Below are 15,269 nucleotides of genomic sequence, written 5' to 3' on the forward strand. Positions count from 1 at the left end.
CGATGGTCGCGGATCATCTCTGAGCCCGGTCGCGCGTTCCGCCACCCCGGCGCACGCCGGGGTCCAGGTGGGAAGGCTGATGTGAGAACCACCCACGTTCCCCAACCGGACCCCGGCGTCCGCCGGGGTGGAGGCTTGAAAAGGCATGTCCCTTCACCTCATCGGCACCCCGGTGGAGGCCGGCGCCCAGATGGAATGGCTTCAGCGGCTCACGCGAGCGGCCCGCAACTGGACCCCGGCCTGCGCCGGGGTACGGGCTTGATCCAAAAGGCGGTGCTGGCACCATCCCATCATCCTGACCCGCACCGCTCAGACGACGACAGCCCCACCCGCTCACGCCTCGCTCCCATAGCCACCGCCGCCGGGCGTCTCGATCACGAACACGTCGCCCGCCGCTAGGTCCACCGAGGCGGTAGCGCCGAGCGTCTCGACGCGCCCGTCCGCGCGCTCCATCCGATTCGTCCCCACCGCACCGTCGCCGCCCCCCGCCAGCCCGAACGGCGCCACGATACGGTGGTTGGACAGGATGTTCGCCCGCATCGGCGCGCGAAACCTCACCCGCCGCACCGCGCCGTTGCCGCCGGCCCAGCGCCCCGCGCCGCCCGAGCCGCGCCGGATCGCGAACGTCTCCAGCAGCACCGGGAAGCGCGTCTCTAGCACCTCCGGGTCGGTCAGCCGGCTGTTGGTCATGTGCGTCTGCACCGCGCTCGCGCCCGCGAAGCCGTCACCCGCGCCCGCGCCGCCCGCGATCGTCTCGTAATATTGGTGGGCCGCGTCGCCGAAGGTGAAGTTGTTCATCGTCCCCTGCGATGCCGCCATCGCGCCGAGCGCCCCCATCAGCGCGTCGGTGACGACCTGGCTGGTCTCGACGTTGCCCGCCACCACCGCCGCGGGATAGCGCGGGTTGAGCATCGAGCCCCCCGGCACGATCAGCGTCACCGGGCGCAGGAAGCCGTCGTTGAGCGGCGTGTCCTCGCTCACCAAGGTCCGCAGCACGTAGAGCACCGCGGCGCGTGTCACCGCCAGCGGCGCGTTGGTGTTGCCCGGCCGCTGCGCGCTGGTGCCGGTGAAGTCGACCGTCAGCGCCCCGGCGTCGCGGTCGACGCGTACCGCGACGCACACCTCCGCACCGTCGTCGGTGGCATAGGCGAAGGCACCGTCCGACAGCGACCGTACCGCGCCGCGCGCCAGCGTCTCGGCGTGGGCCTGGACATGCTCCATGTAGGCCGCCACCACCTCGCGCCCCTGCTCGGCGACGAGCCGCTCGAGCCCCGCCGCGCCGCGCGCGCAGGCGGCGAGCTGCGCGGCGAGATCGGCCATGTTCTGGTCGATCGCGCGCGCCGGGTGCTGGCCGCCGGCGAACAGCGCGCGCACCTCGGCGTCGCGCAGCCGGCCCTCGGCGAGCACCAGCACGTCGTCGAAGACCACGCCCTCGTCGGCGAGCGTGCGGCTGTCCGCGGGCATCGAGCCGGGGCTGGTGCCGCCGACGTCGGCGTGGTGCCCGCGCGCGGCGACGAAGAAAGCGGGCGCGCTATCGCCCGCGAACACCGGCTGCACGACGGTGATGTCGGGCAGGTGCGTGCCGCCGCGATAGGGGTCGTTGACCGCATAGGCGTCGCCCGGGCGCATCCCGCGCCCGTCGCCGCCGCGGCTGGCGATCAGGTGGCGGACGCAGTCGCCCATCGAGCCGAGATGCACCGGGATGTGCGGCGCGTTGGCGACGAGGTGACCGCCGGCGTCGAACAGCGCGCAGGAGAAATCGAGCCGCTCGCGAATGTTGACCGAGGCGGCGCTGCGCTGGAGCGCGGAGCCCATCTCCTCCGCCAGTCCCATGAACAGCCCGGCGAAGATCGCCAGCCGCACCGGATCGACCGCGGCGTCGCCCGCCGTTGCCGCGCGTGCCGCGACGCGGGTGAGCCGCAGCGTGCCGTCATCCAGCACCGCCGCCTCCCAGCCGGGCTCGACCGCCACGGTCGAGGTCGAGTCGACCAGCAGCGCCGGCCCGGCAACGCGCGCGCCCGCGCCGAGCGTCTCGCGGCGATGCAGCCGTGCCCGGTACGACGCGCCCGCCATCGTCACCGTCACCGTGTCGGGCGCAGCCGCCGACGCCTCCGGCGCCGCCATCGCCGGCACCGCGCTGGCGCGCATCGCCTCGACCTGGAGCCGCTCGACGATCAGCGCGTCGTCCGCGGTGAACCCGAACCGCTCGCGGTGCGCCGCCTCGAACGCGGCGCGCATCGCCGCGGCGTCGGCGACCGCCACCTCGATCCCCTGATCGGTGCGCGCGTAGCGCAGCGTCGCGATCGCCTCGGTGGTCGCCGCACCGTCAAGCTCGGCGCGCGCCGCGGCGGCGAGCTGGTCCAGCGTCTCGCGCCACGCGTCCGCGTCGAGCGGCGCCGCAACCGTGCGCTGGCGCACCGCGCGTTGGTCGGCGAGCGCGATCCCCCAGGCCGAGAGCACGCCGGCGAGCGGGTGGATCAGCACGTCGCGCATCCCCAGCGCGTCGGCGACGAGACAGGCGTGCTGCCCGCCCGCGCCGCCGAAGCTCATCAGCGCGTAGCTCGCCGGATCATGCCCGCGCGCGACCGACACCGACTTGATCGCCTTGGCCATGTTGGCGACCGCGATCGCCACCAGCCCCTCCGCCGCGGCGAGCGGGTCGGGGCGCGTGCCGGTCGCGCTCTCCACCATGTCGAGCAGCGCCTCGAGCCGGGCGCGCGCGGCGGCGCAGTCGAGTGGCTGGTCGCGCCCAGGTCCGAACACCGCGGGGAAATGCTCGGGCACGATCTTGCCGAGCAGGAGGTTGCAGTCGGTCACCGTCAGCGGCCCGCCGCGGCGATAGCAGGCGGGGCCGGGGTCGGCGCCGGCGCTCTCCGGCCCGACGGTGAAGCGGCCCCCGTCGAAGCCGCAGATTGAGCCGCCCCCGGCCGCGACCGTGTCGATCCGCAGCATCGGCGCGGCGACGCGGACGCCGCCGATCACCGCCTCCTGGCGCCGCTCGAACGTGCCCGCCCACAAAGAAACGTCGGTCGAGGTGCCGCCCATGTCGAAGCCGATCACGCGCTCGACCCCGGCGGCGCGCGCCGCCGCGGCCATGCCGACGATCCCGCCCGCGGGTCCCGACAGCAAAGCGTCCTTGCCGCTCACCGCACGCGCCGCGGCGAGTCCGCCCGACGACTGCATGAACAAGGGCGCGCCGCCGAACGCCGCCTCCAGCCCGTCGACGTAGCGGCGCAGCACCGGCGAGAGATAGGCGTCGGCCGTGGTGGTGTCGCCGCGCGCGACCAGCCGGATCAGCGGCGCGACGCGGTGGCTAACCGATATCTGGGTGAAGCCGATCGCCTGCGCCAGATCCGCCAGCGCGGCCTCGTGCGCGGGATAGCGCCAGCCGTGCATCAGCACGATCGCGACCCCGCGCAGCCCGGCGTCATACGCGGCGCGCAGGTCGCGCTCCGCCGCGGCGAGGTCGAGCGCGCGCACCACCGCGCCGTCGACGTCGACTCGCTCGTCGATCTCGATCACGCGCCCGGGCAGCGGCGGCGGGCGAACGATCGCGCGCGCGAAGATGTCGGGCCGGTCCTGGTAGCCGATCGCCAGCGCGTCGCCGAAGCCGCGCGTGATCGCCAGCAGCACCGGCTCGCCGCGGCGCTCGAGCAGCGCGTTGGTCGCCACCGTGGTACCGATGCGCACATCGAGCGGCGGCAGCGCGCCGTCGCGCACGCCGGTCAGCCGCCGCACCGCTTCCACCGCTGCGTCGTCGTAGCGGCCGGGATCGACCGAGAGCAGCTTGACCACCGCGATGGTGCCGTCCTCGCGCTCGGCGACCACGTCGGTGAAGGTGCCGCCGCGGTCGATTGCGATGCGGCGGAGCGGGGCGGGGGACGCGGTCGACACCGCACAAGCTATCGCAGCGCCGCCGCTTCTTGTCGATCGCCGCGCGGCGGCTTGCCCCCGCGGGCGACCGCGCTACACTCGGAAGATGGTTACAAGGCGACAGGTCATCGGCACGTCACTCACCCTCGCTGCCAGCGCGGCCGTCGCCGGGCCGGCGACGCCGCCGCGCAGGCGCCTCAAACAGTCGGTCAGCCGCTGGTGCTATGAGAAGATCCCGCTCGACCAGCTCTGCGCGTTCGCCGCGAAGATCGGGCTGGACGGCATCGACCTGCTCGAGCCCAAAGACTATGATGTGCCGCGCCGCCACGGCCTGCGCTGCACGATGGGCTATGCCGCGGACGTGATGCAGATCCCGAACGGGCTCAATCGCACCGAGAACCATGCCGCGATCGAGGCGCAGTATCGCGTCGGTATCCCGCAGGCGGCCAAGGCGGGCGTGCCCAACGTCATCGCTTTCTCGGGTAACCGGAAGGGCATGTCGGACGAGCAGGGCGCCGAGAACACGATCGCCGGGCTCAACCGCGTCAAGAAGATCGCCGAGGACAATAACGTCACGATCTGCCTCGAGCTGCTCAACAGCAAGATCGACCACAGGGACTATATGGCGGACCACACCGCCTGGGGCGCACGTGTGATGGAGGCGGTGGGCTCGCCGCACGTGAAGCTGCTGTACGACGCCTATCACATGCAGATCATGGAGGGCGACCTGATCGACACGGTGCGCCAGAACATCCGCTGGATCGGCCACGTCCACACCGGCGGCGTGCCGGGGCGCCACGACCTCGACGACACGCAGGAGGTGAACTGGGGCGCCTTCGCACGCGCGCTCGCCGACACCGGGTTCGACGGCTATCTCGCGCACGAGTTCGTGCCCAAGGGCGATCCGCTGCCCGCGCTCGCGCGCGCGGTGAAGACCTGCGCCGCGTGACCGGCCGCTAACCGCCGCGCCGCGCGGGTACGGCGCGCGTGACCGGACGCGCCGCGGTCACGCAGCGACGCGGATCAAACAAGTTAGTCGATCGAACGCGGCGGTTCTGACACCCCCTTCGGCATCCCCCGCAATAGCCGTGGCGCGCTCGTCTGCGGGAGTCCGCGGCACACGCCCGCTGCTAGGCTGCCGCACAGGGAAGAGGGGACAGGTCATGTGGGGGCAGATCGTCCGGTTCGGCGTGATCGGTGGATTGTGCGCGACGATCTACTCGTCGGTGTACCTCGCCTACGTGCTGATCATCCTGCCCGTCAGCCTCAACGTGGCGGCGGTGCTGCCCGCGTTCCTGCTCTCGGTCTATGTCGGCTACCACCTGCAGTCGCGCGTGACCTTCGGCGAGGCGGGTGCCGCGCCCTTCGGACTGCGGACCCGCGCCAAGTTCCTGCTGACCCAGGTGGTCGGCCTGCTGATCAACTGCGCGATCACCTGGATCATCACCGGCCCGCTCCAGGGGCCCGACTGGGTGCCGCTGGTGCCGAGCGTGCTGATCACCCCTACCGTCACCTTCGCCTTGCAGCGCTGGTGGGTGTTTCGCGCGCCGCGCCGGGTCGACGGGCGGTCGGTGGCGGGCGCACCGCTGTGACCCTCGTGCTCGCGCCGCGCGACGGCGCCGTCGAGGCGCTCGCGGTGCGACCGTCGTCCGGCGCAGGCGCGCACCTGGGCTACGTCGACCTGTTCCGCGGCTTCAGCATCGTGCAGGTGGTGCTGATCCACGCCGGCAACGCGCTGCTGCTGCGCGGCCTGCCGGCGTGGCACGGTGACGCCGCGGCGGTGCAGGCGCTGCTCCACGTCGTCGCGCACGACGCGACGGTCTATTTCGCGATCATCTCCGGGCTGCTCTACGGCCATATCTTCGCGCCCCGCCCGCATCGCCGCTTTCTCGCGCAGCGGCTCTCCGCGGTGGCGCTGCCCTATGCGGCGGTGACGCTGGTGCTGACGCTGGCCACCAACGCCACCGCGCAGGCCGCGCTGGCCGCGCACGACGCGCCGCTGCTGGCGCGCACACTGGCGACCAATCTGGTCACCGGCGCGACCTGGAATACCTTGTGGTACATACCCGTGATCCTGGCGCTGTACCTGGTGAGCCCGGCGCTGCTCGCCGCGCTGCGCGGGCCGCGCCTGCGCTGGCCCGGCGCGGTGCTGATGCTGGCGCCGCTGCTCGCGTCGCGCACGGGAACCGAGGTGACGCCAGCGATGATCGTCTATTTCGCGGGCGCCTACGCGATCGGTATCGCGGTGGGGCTCGACCTGGAGGTGCGCCTCGCCTGGCTGCGCCAGCGGGCGGCCTGGCTCGGCCTCGTCGCCGCGGCGGCGACGATCGGGCTGGTGCTGCTCTACGTGCTCGAGCGCGACGCCTGGCATGGCGTGTCGTTGCGCGAGAGCGCCTTCTATCTCCAGCGCGCGACGATCGCGCTGCTGCTCTTGCTCTGGGCGCGCGCGCGTGAGGCCGCGCTGCCGTCGGGCGCCCGCGCGGCGAGCGGGTTCGTCGCCGGGGCGGCGTTCGGCATCTATTTCGTCCACGGGCCGATCCTGCGGCCGGTGGCGCGGCTGGTCGGGGCGTGGGTGCCAGACGATCAGCCGTGGTGGGCGCTGCTCGCCGCGATCGGCGCTACCTTCGCGGCGGGATTGCTGCTGTCGCTAGGATTGGTCCAGCTGCTGCGCACGCTGGTCGGGACGCGCTCGCGGCTGCTGATCGGCGCCTGACGCCTAGCGCAGCTTGGCGATCGAGAGGCCGTCCTGCTTGGCACGCTCCTTCACCGACTCCTCGCTGCGCGTCAGCGCCTTGGCGATCGCCTTCAGCGCCATGCCCTTCTTCGCGAGGGTGTGAAGCTTCTGGAGCTCGTCGGGGCGCCACGGCTGGCGATGTCTCTCGAAGCGGTCGGCCATGGCGCCCTGCTACGCGCTTCGTGCCGCGCTGGCCAGCGGCTCAGCCGCGGGCATAGCTGACGCGCCACACCGTGCCGCCGACGTCGTCCGCAATCAGCAGCCGCCCGCGCGGATCGATCGCGACACCGACTGGGCGACCGCGCGCCTTGCCGTCCTTGAGGAAGCCGGTGACGAAGTCGCGCGGCACGCCGATGGGGCGCGCGTCGCGGAAGGCGATGAACGTGACCTTGTAGCCGTGCGGCGCGGTGCGATTCCAGCTGCCGTGCTCGCCCACGAAGGCGCCGCCGCGATAGCCCGCCGGGAAGCTCGCCCCGGTGTAGAAAGCGAGACCGAGCGGCGCAACGTGCGAGCCGAGCGCGTAATCGGGCGCGATCGCGCGCGCGACCAGGTCGGGGCGCTGCGGCTTGACGCGGGGATCGAGGTGCTGGCCGTAATAGCTGTACGGCCAGCCGTAGAAGGCGCCGGGGCGGACCGAGGTGAGATAATCGGGCACCAGGTTGGGGCCGAGTTCGTCGCGTTCGTTGATCACCGCCCACAGGGTGTTGGTGCCGGGATAGAAGGTGAGGCCATTCGGATTGCGCAGCCCGGTGGCGAACGGCCGTGACGCACCGGTGCGCGGGTCGACCTCGAAGATCGCGGCGCGGTCCCGCTCGGCGTCGCTGCCGCGCTCCATCGCGTTGCTGTTCGAGCCGACGCCGACGTACAGCCGCGTGCCGTCGGGGCTGGCGGTGAGGCTCTTCGTCCAGTGATGGTTGATTGTCCCCGCGGGCAGCGGGGTCAGCCGTGTCGCCGGCGCGGTGATCCGCGTCTGCCCCGGCGTGAAGGGATAGCGCATGATCGCGTCGGTGTCGGCGACATAGAGCTGACCGCCCAGCGCGACCACGCCGAACGGCGCGTTGAGCTTGTCGACCAGTATGGAGCGCGCGGCTGGCGGGCCATCGCCGGCTGCGCCGCTCAGCAGCGTCAGGCGGTTGCTTGGTGCGGGCGCGTCGCCGCTCTGCGTCTGCGAGTGGGCGCGCGCCATCACCCAGTCGCGGATCGGGTCCTTGGGGCGCTGCACCGGCTCCTTGCCCTCGTTGCGCGACTCGATCACCAGCACGTCGCCGTTCGGGAGCGCGACGACGTTGCGCGGGTTGCTGAGCCCGCTGGCGAGCGGCTCGATGCGGAAGCCGGCGGGGACGGTGGGCGTCTCGCCCTTTTTCCAGCCGACGGTCTCGTAGACCCCGACGTCCGCGACGAGCTGCTCGTGCGGCGCCGGCAGCACCGGGTTGGCGCCGTACTGACGGTTCTGGTCGATCTGCTGCCCGCTGCCACAGGCGGCAAGCGGGAGCGCGACGAGCACGAATGTCAGTCGCCGGGTCATCGCACGTCTCCCGAGTGGCGCCGCGGCACCGCCTGCCAGAACCACCCGGCGGCGAGCGCCAGCAACACGGCGAGTACCGACAGCGCGAGCCCGGTCGGCACTACCGCGGTCCACCCGTCGCGCGCGTGGATGAAGGAGTTGAGCACCTCGACGATCCAGGCGGAGAGGAGCAGCGTGAAGTGCAGACCGAGCGCTCCCCGCCGCGCCGCGCCAGCGCGGACCAGTTCGACCAGCAGCAGAGCACCGGCCACACCGCCCGCGATCAGCCCGGCGAGCAGCAGCCAGGACGAGAAGTCGAGCCACATCATCTCGGCGCTGCCAGCATAGGCGAGATCGGTGACGAGCGCGGCGATGAACAGCGTAATCGGCACCGGCAGCAGCACCGGGTAGATCGGCCTCCCCGTGAACGCGAGAGGGGCGAGCGCTGGGCGCCCGGGGCTGGATGCCATCGTGTCAGGTCCTTCCGGTCCGAGTGGCGCGAGTACGAGCGGGCGACGGGCGCAGTTCCGCGCGCGGCGGGACGAAGACATCGATCGAGATCAAGCGCCGTACGGTGCCGGTGATCTCTCCGCTGGCACTCCCCTCGATCCGCCGCCTCCGCTTCTTCCGTCATCCCCGCCCTTCCTCTTCTGTCATCCCCGTCCTTCCTCTTCCGTCATCCCCGCGCAGGCGGGGATCGAGACGCGCTGTCGTGGCGCTTCTTGCCCCAGCATCCGCGTATCTGGATCCCCGCCTTCGCGGAATGACGAGAGGAGCGGTGGCACGACCGGCCCCGGCCGTTTTGACACCTCCCATAGCTCTCCCCGCTCGCCGGTTCACACCAGCCTGCCGACCCACACCCTGCTGCCACCACGCTGGCAGCAGGCCCGGCGTACACCGTCTCCACCGGCCGCCTTGGCCCCAGGAGACCTCCCATGCTGACACTGTTCCACGCCCCGCGCTCGCGCTCGACCCGGATCATCTGGCTGCTCGAGGAGCTCGGCGTGCCGTACCAGCTCCGCTACGTCACGATCCGCTACCGCGACGGCAGCGGCGCAGGACCTGACGCCGCCAACCCGCACCCCGACAGGAAGGTGCCCGCGCTGCTCGACGACGAGGTGCTCGTCACCGAGTCCGCCGCGGTGGCAAACTACCTCGCCGATCAGGCGGACGGTGCCGGGCTCGCGCCCTGGATCGGCGACCACGACCGCGGCCGCTATCTCACCTGGCTCAGCTGGATCGAGGGCGAGTTCGGCCCGGCGATCGGCGCTCGCCTCGGCGCTGCCGAGGGTGAGATCCCGCCGGCCTTCGCCGCCGCGCTGGCGCGGGTCGAGCGTGCGCTGGCGGACGGGCCGTGGCTGCTCGGCGAGCGCTTCAGCGCGGCCGACGTGATGATGGGCGGCACGCTCGGCTGGGCGCATCAGCTGATGCCGCAGCAAGGCCCGGTGCCCGCCTATCTCGCGCGGCTCACCCAACGTCCCGCCTTCCAGCGCGCCATGGCACGCGACGCGGTGCCGGCGTGACCGCGCGCGACCTGCGCTGGGGGGCGGCAGGCTTGCTCGCCACCTCGCTGCTCATCCTGGCGAGCGCCGCGCCGCCGCTGCTCGCGACGCTCGCCTCGCCGCTCGCGCGGCTCTAGGATCGGCCGATGCGTCGCGCCGACCGCCTGTTCGAGATCGTCCAGCTGCTCCGCCGCGCGCCCGGCCCATTGACCGCCGACGCGATCGCGGCCGAACTCGAGACCAGTCGGCGCTCGGTCTATCGCGACGTCGCCGCGCTGGTGGCGCAGCGCGTCCCGATCCGCGGCGAGGCGGGGATCGGCTACGTGCTGGAGCGCGGCTTCGACATGCCGCCGCTGATGCTCACCTCGGACGAGGTCGAGGCCGTCGTGCTCGGCGCACAATGGGTGCTGGTGCACGCCGACGAGGGGCTGGCGCGCGCCGCGGCCGACGTGCTCGCCAAGGTGGCGGCGGTGATCCCGGAGCGGCTGCGCGCGGCGATCGACGAGCCCGCGGTGATCACCCCGCCGTCGTGGAGCGAGCGCGCCGACGCGGGGATCGACGTCGCGCGTCTGCGTGCCTGGAGCCTGCAGGGGCGCAAGCTGCGGATCGGCTATGCGGACGCCGCGGGCGAGCCGAGCGAGCGGACGGTGTGGCCGTTCCTGGTCGGCTATATGGACGGCAAGCGCATGCTGATCGCCTGGTGCGAGCTGCGCGGCGATTTCCGCATGTTCCGCACCGACCGGCTCGCGAGCGTCACCTTCCTCGACGAGCGCTACCCCGAGCGGCGCGCGGTGCTGCGGCGGCGCTGGCTCGCGATGATGGCGGCGCGACGCGAGGCAGCCGAGTGAGCGCTCAGGCTGACGCCGACAGCCAGCGGGTGAGCACCGCCTCGGACGCGTCGCGCAGCACGGCGTCGTGGCGCGCGGCGTCGCGCGCGAGCGCGGCGGGGTCGATCCGCTCGGCGCGCAGCTCGGCGGCGTGGCCCTCCAGCCAGCGCTCGATTCGGTCCGCCTCGAGGTGGAACTGCAAGGCGAGCGCGTGGCGACCGACCGCGAACGCCTGTCGGCGGTAGAGGTCGGTCGAGGCGAGCAGCGTCGCGCCCGCCGGAAGGTCGAAGGTGTCGCCGTGCCAGTGCAGGACCGGCTGGCCCGCGGGCAGCGCGGCGAGCGGTGAGGCCGCCCCCTCCGCGGTGAGCGTCACCGGCGCGTAGCCGATCTCCTTGACCGACCCGGGGTAGACGCGCGCGCCGAGCGCCGCGGCGATCAGTTGCGCGCCGAGGCACAGCCCCAGCGTCGGCCGCCCCGCCGCCAGCCGGGCGCGCAGCAGCGCCAGTTCCTCGGCGAGGAAGGGGTGCTCCGCCGTCTCGTAGACGCCCATCGGGCCGCCGAGGACGACGAGCAGGTCGGGCGCGAGCGGGTCGACCGCTGCGACGCCATCCGCCGCCTCGACGTAGCGGATCGCAAAGCCGGCGGTGCGCAGCGGCGCGTCGAGATGACCGAGGTCCTCGAAGGCGACATGACGGATCGCGACGGCGGTGAGCGGCACGGGAGTCCTCCGCGTAGGTGACCGGCGCGGCGACGATTCGCCGCGTCCTCTCGTCCTGCTCTTAGCCCAGCCGCGTCCGCGCGCCACGATGACGCGCCGCCGCGCCCGATCGAGTGCCGCGTCGCCGCGAAAGATGCCGCGCGCTTTCCGAAACTTGGTATAGGTTAGCACGGCGCTCGCGCCGCATCGGAGAGGTAGGGAGAAGCCCTTATGTCGCTCATCGTCAACGGGGAGGCGGTGGCGCCGCCGTCCGACCCGCGAGTCTCGCTGCTCGATCACCTGCGCGAGGCGCTGCATCTCACCGGCACCAAGAAGGGCTGCAACCAGGGCGCGTGCGGCGCCTGCACGGTGCTGGTGGACGGCGAGCGGATCCTCTCCTGCCTCGCGCTGGCAGTGCAGTACGAGGGCCGCTCGGTCACCACGATCGAGGGGCTGGCGGGCGAGGACGGGCTCCACCCGCTGCAACAGGCGTTCATCGAGCATGACGGCTTCCAGTGCGGCTATTGTACGCCCGGCCAGATCTGCTCGGCGATCGGCATGGCGGCCGAGGCGGGTCGCGGCGTGCCGAGCCACGTCAGCGCCGACCTCGGTGCGCCGGTGGCGCTCACCCGGGAGGAGGTGCAGGAACGGATGAGCGGTAACCTGTGCCGCTGCGGCGCGCACAACGGGATCGTCGACGCGATCCGCGCCACCGTCGCCGCGGAGTGGGCGGCATGACCCCCTTCACCTACGCCCGCGCGGGCGACGCCGACGAGGCGCTGCGGCTCGGCGCGGCGAGCGCCACCGCCTATCTCGGCGGCGGCACCAATCTGGTCGACCTGATGCGCGAGACGGTGGCCCGGCCCGAGGCGCTGGTCGACGTCACCGGCCTCTCCGCCGCGATCGAGGAGACCGACGGCGGCGGGCTGCGCATCGGCGCGGCCGCGCGCAACACCGCGCTGGCGGAGCATCGCGCGGTGCGCGAACGCTATCCGATGCTGTCGCGCGCGGTCCTGGCGGGCGCCTCGGCGCAGATCCGCAACATGGCGACGGTCGGCGGCAACCTGCTCCAGCGCACGCGCTGCACCTATTTCTACGACACCGACGGGTCGCGCTGCAACAAGCGCTCGCCGGGCGCGGGCTGCGACGCGCGCGAGGGCTTCAACCGCATCCACGCGGTGCTCGGCGCGTCCGAGGCGTGCGTCGCGACCCATCCGAGCGACATGTGCGTCGCGCTGGTCGCGCTCGACGCGCAGGTGCATGTCGCCGGCGCGGGCGGCGAGCGGACGGTGCCGATCGCCGAGTTCCACCGCCTGCCGGGCGACTCGCCCGACCGTGACACGATCTTGGCGCCGGGCGAGCTGATCACCGCGATCGAGCTGCCCGCGCTGCCGCTGGCGGCGCGCTCGACCTATCGCAAGGTGCGCGACCGCGCGAGCTACGCCTTCGCGCTGATCTCGGTGGCGGCGGCGATCGAGCTCGACGGCGACCGCGTCGGCGACGTGCGCGTCGCGTTCGGCGGGGTGGCGCACAAGCCGTGGCGCGCGCTCAAGGTGGAGGCCGCACTGCGCGGCGGCCCGGCGACGCCCGAGGCGTTCCACGCCGCTGCCGCGCTGGAGTTCGCCGACGCCGCGCCGCTGCGGCACAATGCGTTCAAGCCGGCGCTGGCGGGGCGGACGCTCGCCGCGGTGCTGGGCGAGCTGGTCAAGGGAGAGGCGGCATGAGCATCGTCGACACGGTCAAGCAGGGCGCGCAGGGCCTGGTGCAGGGCGCGATGACCAAGCTGGTCCCGCTCGCGCCCGACAGCTGGATCCCCGGCGGCGTGCCCGACCCGCTGATCCAGCACAAGCACGGGCTGATCGGCACGGCGGTGTCGCGGCTCGACGGGCCGCTCAAGGTGAAGGGCGCGGCGCCGTTCGCGGCGGAGTTCCGCTTCGACGACATGGCCTATTGCGCGCTGGTCTACGCCACGATCCCGCGCGGGCGGATCACCGTGATCGACGCCGCCGCGGCCGAGGCGGCGCCCGGCGTGGTGCTGGTGATGTCGCACCTCAACGCGCCGCGGATGAACAAGCCGCCCGCGTTCGGTTCCTCTCCGCACGGCGTCGGCCCCGCCGACCTGACGATCTTCCAGGACGATCGCGTCCACTGGAACGGCCAGCCGATCGTCGCGGTGCTGGCGGAGACGCAGGAGCAGGCCGACCATGCCGCCGCGCTGGTCGAGGTCGCCTACGCCGCCGAGTCCTCGACCACCTCGCTGGAAGGCGCCAAGGCCAACGGCATCGCACAGGGCCTGTTCATGGGCCAGCCTTTGCTCAACGAGATCGGCGACGCCGAGGGTGCGCTGGCCAAGGCCGCGGTCAGGGTCGACGCGGTCTATCGCACGCCGCGGCACAACCATAACCCGATCGAGCCCCACGCCGCGACGATCGCCTGGGTCGGCGACGAACTGGTGATCCACGACGCCAGCCAGATGGTCACGCAGCAGGCGCAGACGCTGGGCGAGGTGTTCGACCTCACCCCCGAGCAGGTGCGGCTGACCTCGCCCTATGTCGGTGGCGGTTTCGGCAGCAAGGGGCTGTGGGACCATCAGGTGATCGGCGCCGCCGCGGCGAAACTGTCGGGGCGACCGGTGCGGATCGCGCTGTCGCGCGAGGGCGTGTACCGCGTCGTCGGCGGGCGGACGCTGACCGAGCAGCGCGTGGCGATCGGCGCCAGCGCCGACGGCAAATTCGAGGCGCTGATCCACACCGGTCTGTCGGTGATGTCGCCGCACAACAACATGCCCGAGCCGTTCATCCTCGGCACCCGCGCGGGCTATGCCTGCCCCAACATCCGGCTGCAGGTGGAGGTGACGCAGATGAACATGCTCGCCAACACCTTCATGCGCGCGCCGGGCGAGGCGGTCGGCACCTTCGCGCTCGAGTCGGCGATCGACGAGCTCGCGGTGGCGCTGGGGATCGACCCGGTCGAGCTGCGCTTGCTCAACGAGCCCGACAAGGACCCCACCACCGGGTTGCCCTTCTCGTCGCGCCACATCGACACGGCGTGGCGCGACGGCGCGGCGCGCTTCGGCTGGTCGGACCGCGGCGCGCCGGGCGCGCGGCGCGAGGGCGAGTGGCTGGTCGGCACCGGCTGCGCCACCGGCACCTATCCCTATTATCGTATGCCCGGCGCCGAGGCGCGGATCACGCTCCGCCGCGACGGCGACGGGGTTAGCGCATTGGTCGAGGTCGCGGCGGCGGAGATGGGGATGGGCACCTCCACCACCACCGCGATCGTCGCCGCCGAGCGGCTCGGCCTGCCGCTCGACCGGGTCGAGGTCGCCTACGGCGACTCCGCCATCCCTGGCGCGATCATGGCGGGGGGGTCGCAGCAGACCGCCGCGATCGGCGCGGCGGTGATCGCCGCGCACAACGCGCTGGTGGCCGAGCTGCTGACGCTGGCGGGGAACGACTCGCCGCTCGCCGGGCTCGCGGCGAGCGAGGTCGGCAGCGAGGACGGCGGGCTGGCCAAGCTGGACGACGTTGCGCGGCGCGAGAGCTACGCCTCGATTCTGGCGCGCGCGCAGCGGGACGAGGTGACCGTCATCAAGGCCGGTTCGCCGCCGCTGGAGCTCATGCACTGGTCGATGCACTCGCACAGCGCCTTGTTCTGCGAGGTAAAGGTCAATGCGGTGACGGGCGAGACGCGGGTCAGCCGCTTCCTCGGCGCGTTCGACTGCGGGCGCATCCTCAACGCCAAGACCGCCGCCAGCCAGTTCCGCGGCGGCATCATCATGGGGCTGGGCCTCGCGCTGATGGAGGAGACCCAGTTCGACGAGCGCAACGGCCGGATCATGAATCCCAGCCTCGCCGAATATCACCTGCCGGTGCACCTCGACGTGCCCGAGATCGATGTGATCTGGACCGATATCCCCGACCCGCACACGCCGATGGGCGCGCACGGCGTCGGCGAGATCGGCATCACCGGCGTGGGCGCGGCGGTGGCCAACGCGATCTACAACGCCACCGGCCGGCGCGTGCGCGACCTGCCGATCACGCTGGACAAATTGCTATAGCGCGGCGGTGGGGAAAGCGCGCGACGGCCAGTCCGGCGCGGCGTCCGCGCTCCGCCTTCTGGCGCGGCGTGC

Annotated in this window: 13 protein-coding genes; 8 read left to right on the forward strand and 5 right to left on the reverse strand. The window is 72.6% G+C overall.

Annotation, left to right across the window (positions count from 1 at the left end; genetic code table 11):
• Nucleotides 1-333: 333 nt before the first annotated feature.
• Nucleotides 334-3,894 carry a hydantoinase B/oxoprolinase family protein gene (locus tag FHY03_RS16055; protein WP_311721973.1) on the reverse strand — a complete coding sequence of 1,187 codons (3,561 nt, stop codon included), beginning with the start codon at nt 3,892-3,894 and terminating at the stop codon, nt 334-336.
• A gap of 85 nt (nt 3,895-3,979) precedes the next feature.
• Here FHY03_RS16055 and FHY03_RS16060 point away from each other — a divergent pair, with 85 nt between their 5' ends.
• From FHY03_RS16060 to FHY03_RS16070, 3 genes are all read left to right on the forward strand, one after another.
• Nucleotides 3,980-4,822 carry a hydroxypyruvate isomerase family protein gene (locus FHY03_RS16060; RefSeq protein WP_183931667.1) on the forward strand — a complete coding sequence of 281 codons (843 nt, stop codon included), beginning with the start codon at nt 3,980-3,982 and terminating at the stop codon, nt 4,820-4,822.
• 214 nt (nt 4,823-5,036) lie between these two features.
• The gene (locus FHY03_RS16065; protein ID WP_183923397.1) at nt 5,037-5,465 is read left to right on the forward strand and encodes a GtrA family protein; all 429 of its coding nucleotides are present in this window, start codon (nt 5,037-5,039) and stop codon (nt 5,463-5,465) included.
• Entirely contained in the window at nt 5,462-6,586 is a 1,125-nt protein-coding gene (locus FHY03_RS16070; protein WP_183923395.1) for an acyltransferase, read from the forward strand. The genes FHY03_RS16065 and FHY03_RS16070 overlap by 4 nt, the downstream gene beginning before the upstream one ends.
• A gap of 3 nt (nt 6,587-6,589) precedes the next feature.
• On the opposite strand, the gene FHY03_RS16075 is transcribed toward FHY03_RS16070, so the two are convergent.
• The 3 genes from FHY03_RS16075 to FHY03_RS16085 are packed head-to-tail and all read right to left on the reverse strand — an operon-like array spanning nt 6,590 to nt 8,581.
• Nucleotides 6,590-6,769 carry a hypothetical protein gene (locus FHY03_RS16075; RefSeq protein WP_183923393.1) on the reverse strand — a complete coding sequence of 60 codons (180 nt, stop codon included), beginning with the start codon at nt 6,767-6,769 and terminating at the stop codon, nt 6,590-6,592.
• A gap of 40 nt (nt 6,770-6,809) precedes the next feature.
• Entirely contained in the window at nt 6,810-8,132 is a 1,323-nt protein-coding gene (locus FHY03_RS16080) for a sorbosone dehydrogenase family protein (RefSeq protein WP_183923391.1), read from the reverse strand.
• Complete coding sequence (locus FHY03_RS16085) at nt 8,129-8,581, reverse strand: DUF2231 domain-containing protein (RefSeq protein ID WP_183931668.1); 453 nt, start codon at nt 8,579-8,581, stop codon at nt 8,129-8,131. The genes FHY03_RS16080 and FHY03_RS16085 overlap by 4 nt, the downstream gene beginning before the upstream one ends.
• A gap of 465 nt (nt 8,582-9,046) precedes the next feature.
• On the opposite strand from FHY03_RS16085, the gene FHY03_RS16090 reads away from it, so the two are divergent.
• Both FHY03_RS16090 and FHY03_RS16095 read left to right on the forward strand, forming a co-directional pair.
• Nucleotides 9,047-9,634, forward strand: coding sequence for a glutathione S-transferase family protein (locus FHY03_RS16090; protein ID WP_183931669.1), 588 nt, complete (start codon nt 9,047-9,049; stop codon nt 9,632-9,634).
• A 125-nt stretch (nt 9,635-9,759) separates the two neighbouring features.
• Entirely contained in the window at nt 9,760-10,461 is a 702-nt protein-coding gene (locus FHY03_RS16095; RefSeq protein WP_183923385.1) for a YafY family protein, read from the forward strand.
• Between the two features lie 4 nt (nt 10,462-10,465).
• Here the strand turns inward: FHY03_RS16095 and FHY03_RS16100 are convergent, their stop codons facing one another.
• Nucleotides 10,466-11,158, reverse strand: a complete 693-nt coding sequence (locus tag FHY03_RS16100; RefSeq protein ID WP_311721978.1) for a glutamine amidotransferase — start codon at nt 11,156-11,158, stop codon at nt 10,466-10,468.
• Nucleotides 11,159-11,368: 210 nt separating this feature from the next.
• On the opposite strand from FHY03_RS16100, the gene FHY03_RS16105 reads away from it, so the two are divergent.
• From FHY03_RS16105 to FHY03_RS16115, 3 genes are read left to right on the forward strand one after another with little or no spacing between them, the layout of a single operon-like run.
• Nucleotides 11,369-11,875, forward strand: a complete 507-nt coding sequence (locus FHY03_RS16105) for a 2Fe-2S iron-sulfur cluster-binding protein (protein ID WP_183923381.1) — start codon at nt 11,369-11,371, stop codon at nt 11,873-11,875.
• Complete coding sequence (locus FHY03_RS16110; RefSeq protein WP_183931671.1) at nt 11,872-12,861, forward strand: xanthine dehydrogenase family protein subunit M; 990 nt, start codon at nt 11,872-11,874, stop codon at nt 12,859-12,861. Before FHY03_RS16105 ends, FHY03_RS16110 begins: the two co-directional genes overlap by 4 nt.
• Complete coding sequence (locus FHY03_RS16115; RefSeq protein ID WP_183931672.1) at nt 12,858-15,197, forward strand: xanthine dehydrogenase family protein molybdopterin-binding subunit; 2,340 nt, start codon at nt 12,858-12,860, stop codon at nt 15,195-15,197. The genes FHY03_RS16110 and FHY03_RS16115 overlap by 4 nt, the downstream gene beginning before the upstream one ends.
• The last annotated feature ends 72 nt before the right edge of the window (nt 15,198-15,269 follow it).

Source organism: Sphingomonas sp. BK345, assembly GCF_014193845.1.
Classification (GTDB): domain Bacteria; phylum Pseudomonadota; class Alphaproteobacteria; order Sphingomonadales; family Sphingomonadaceae; genus Sphingomonas.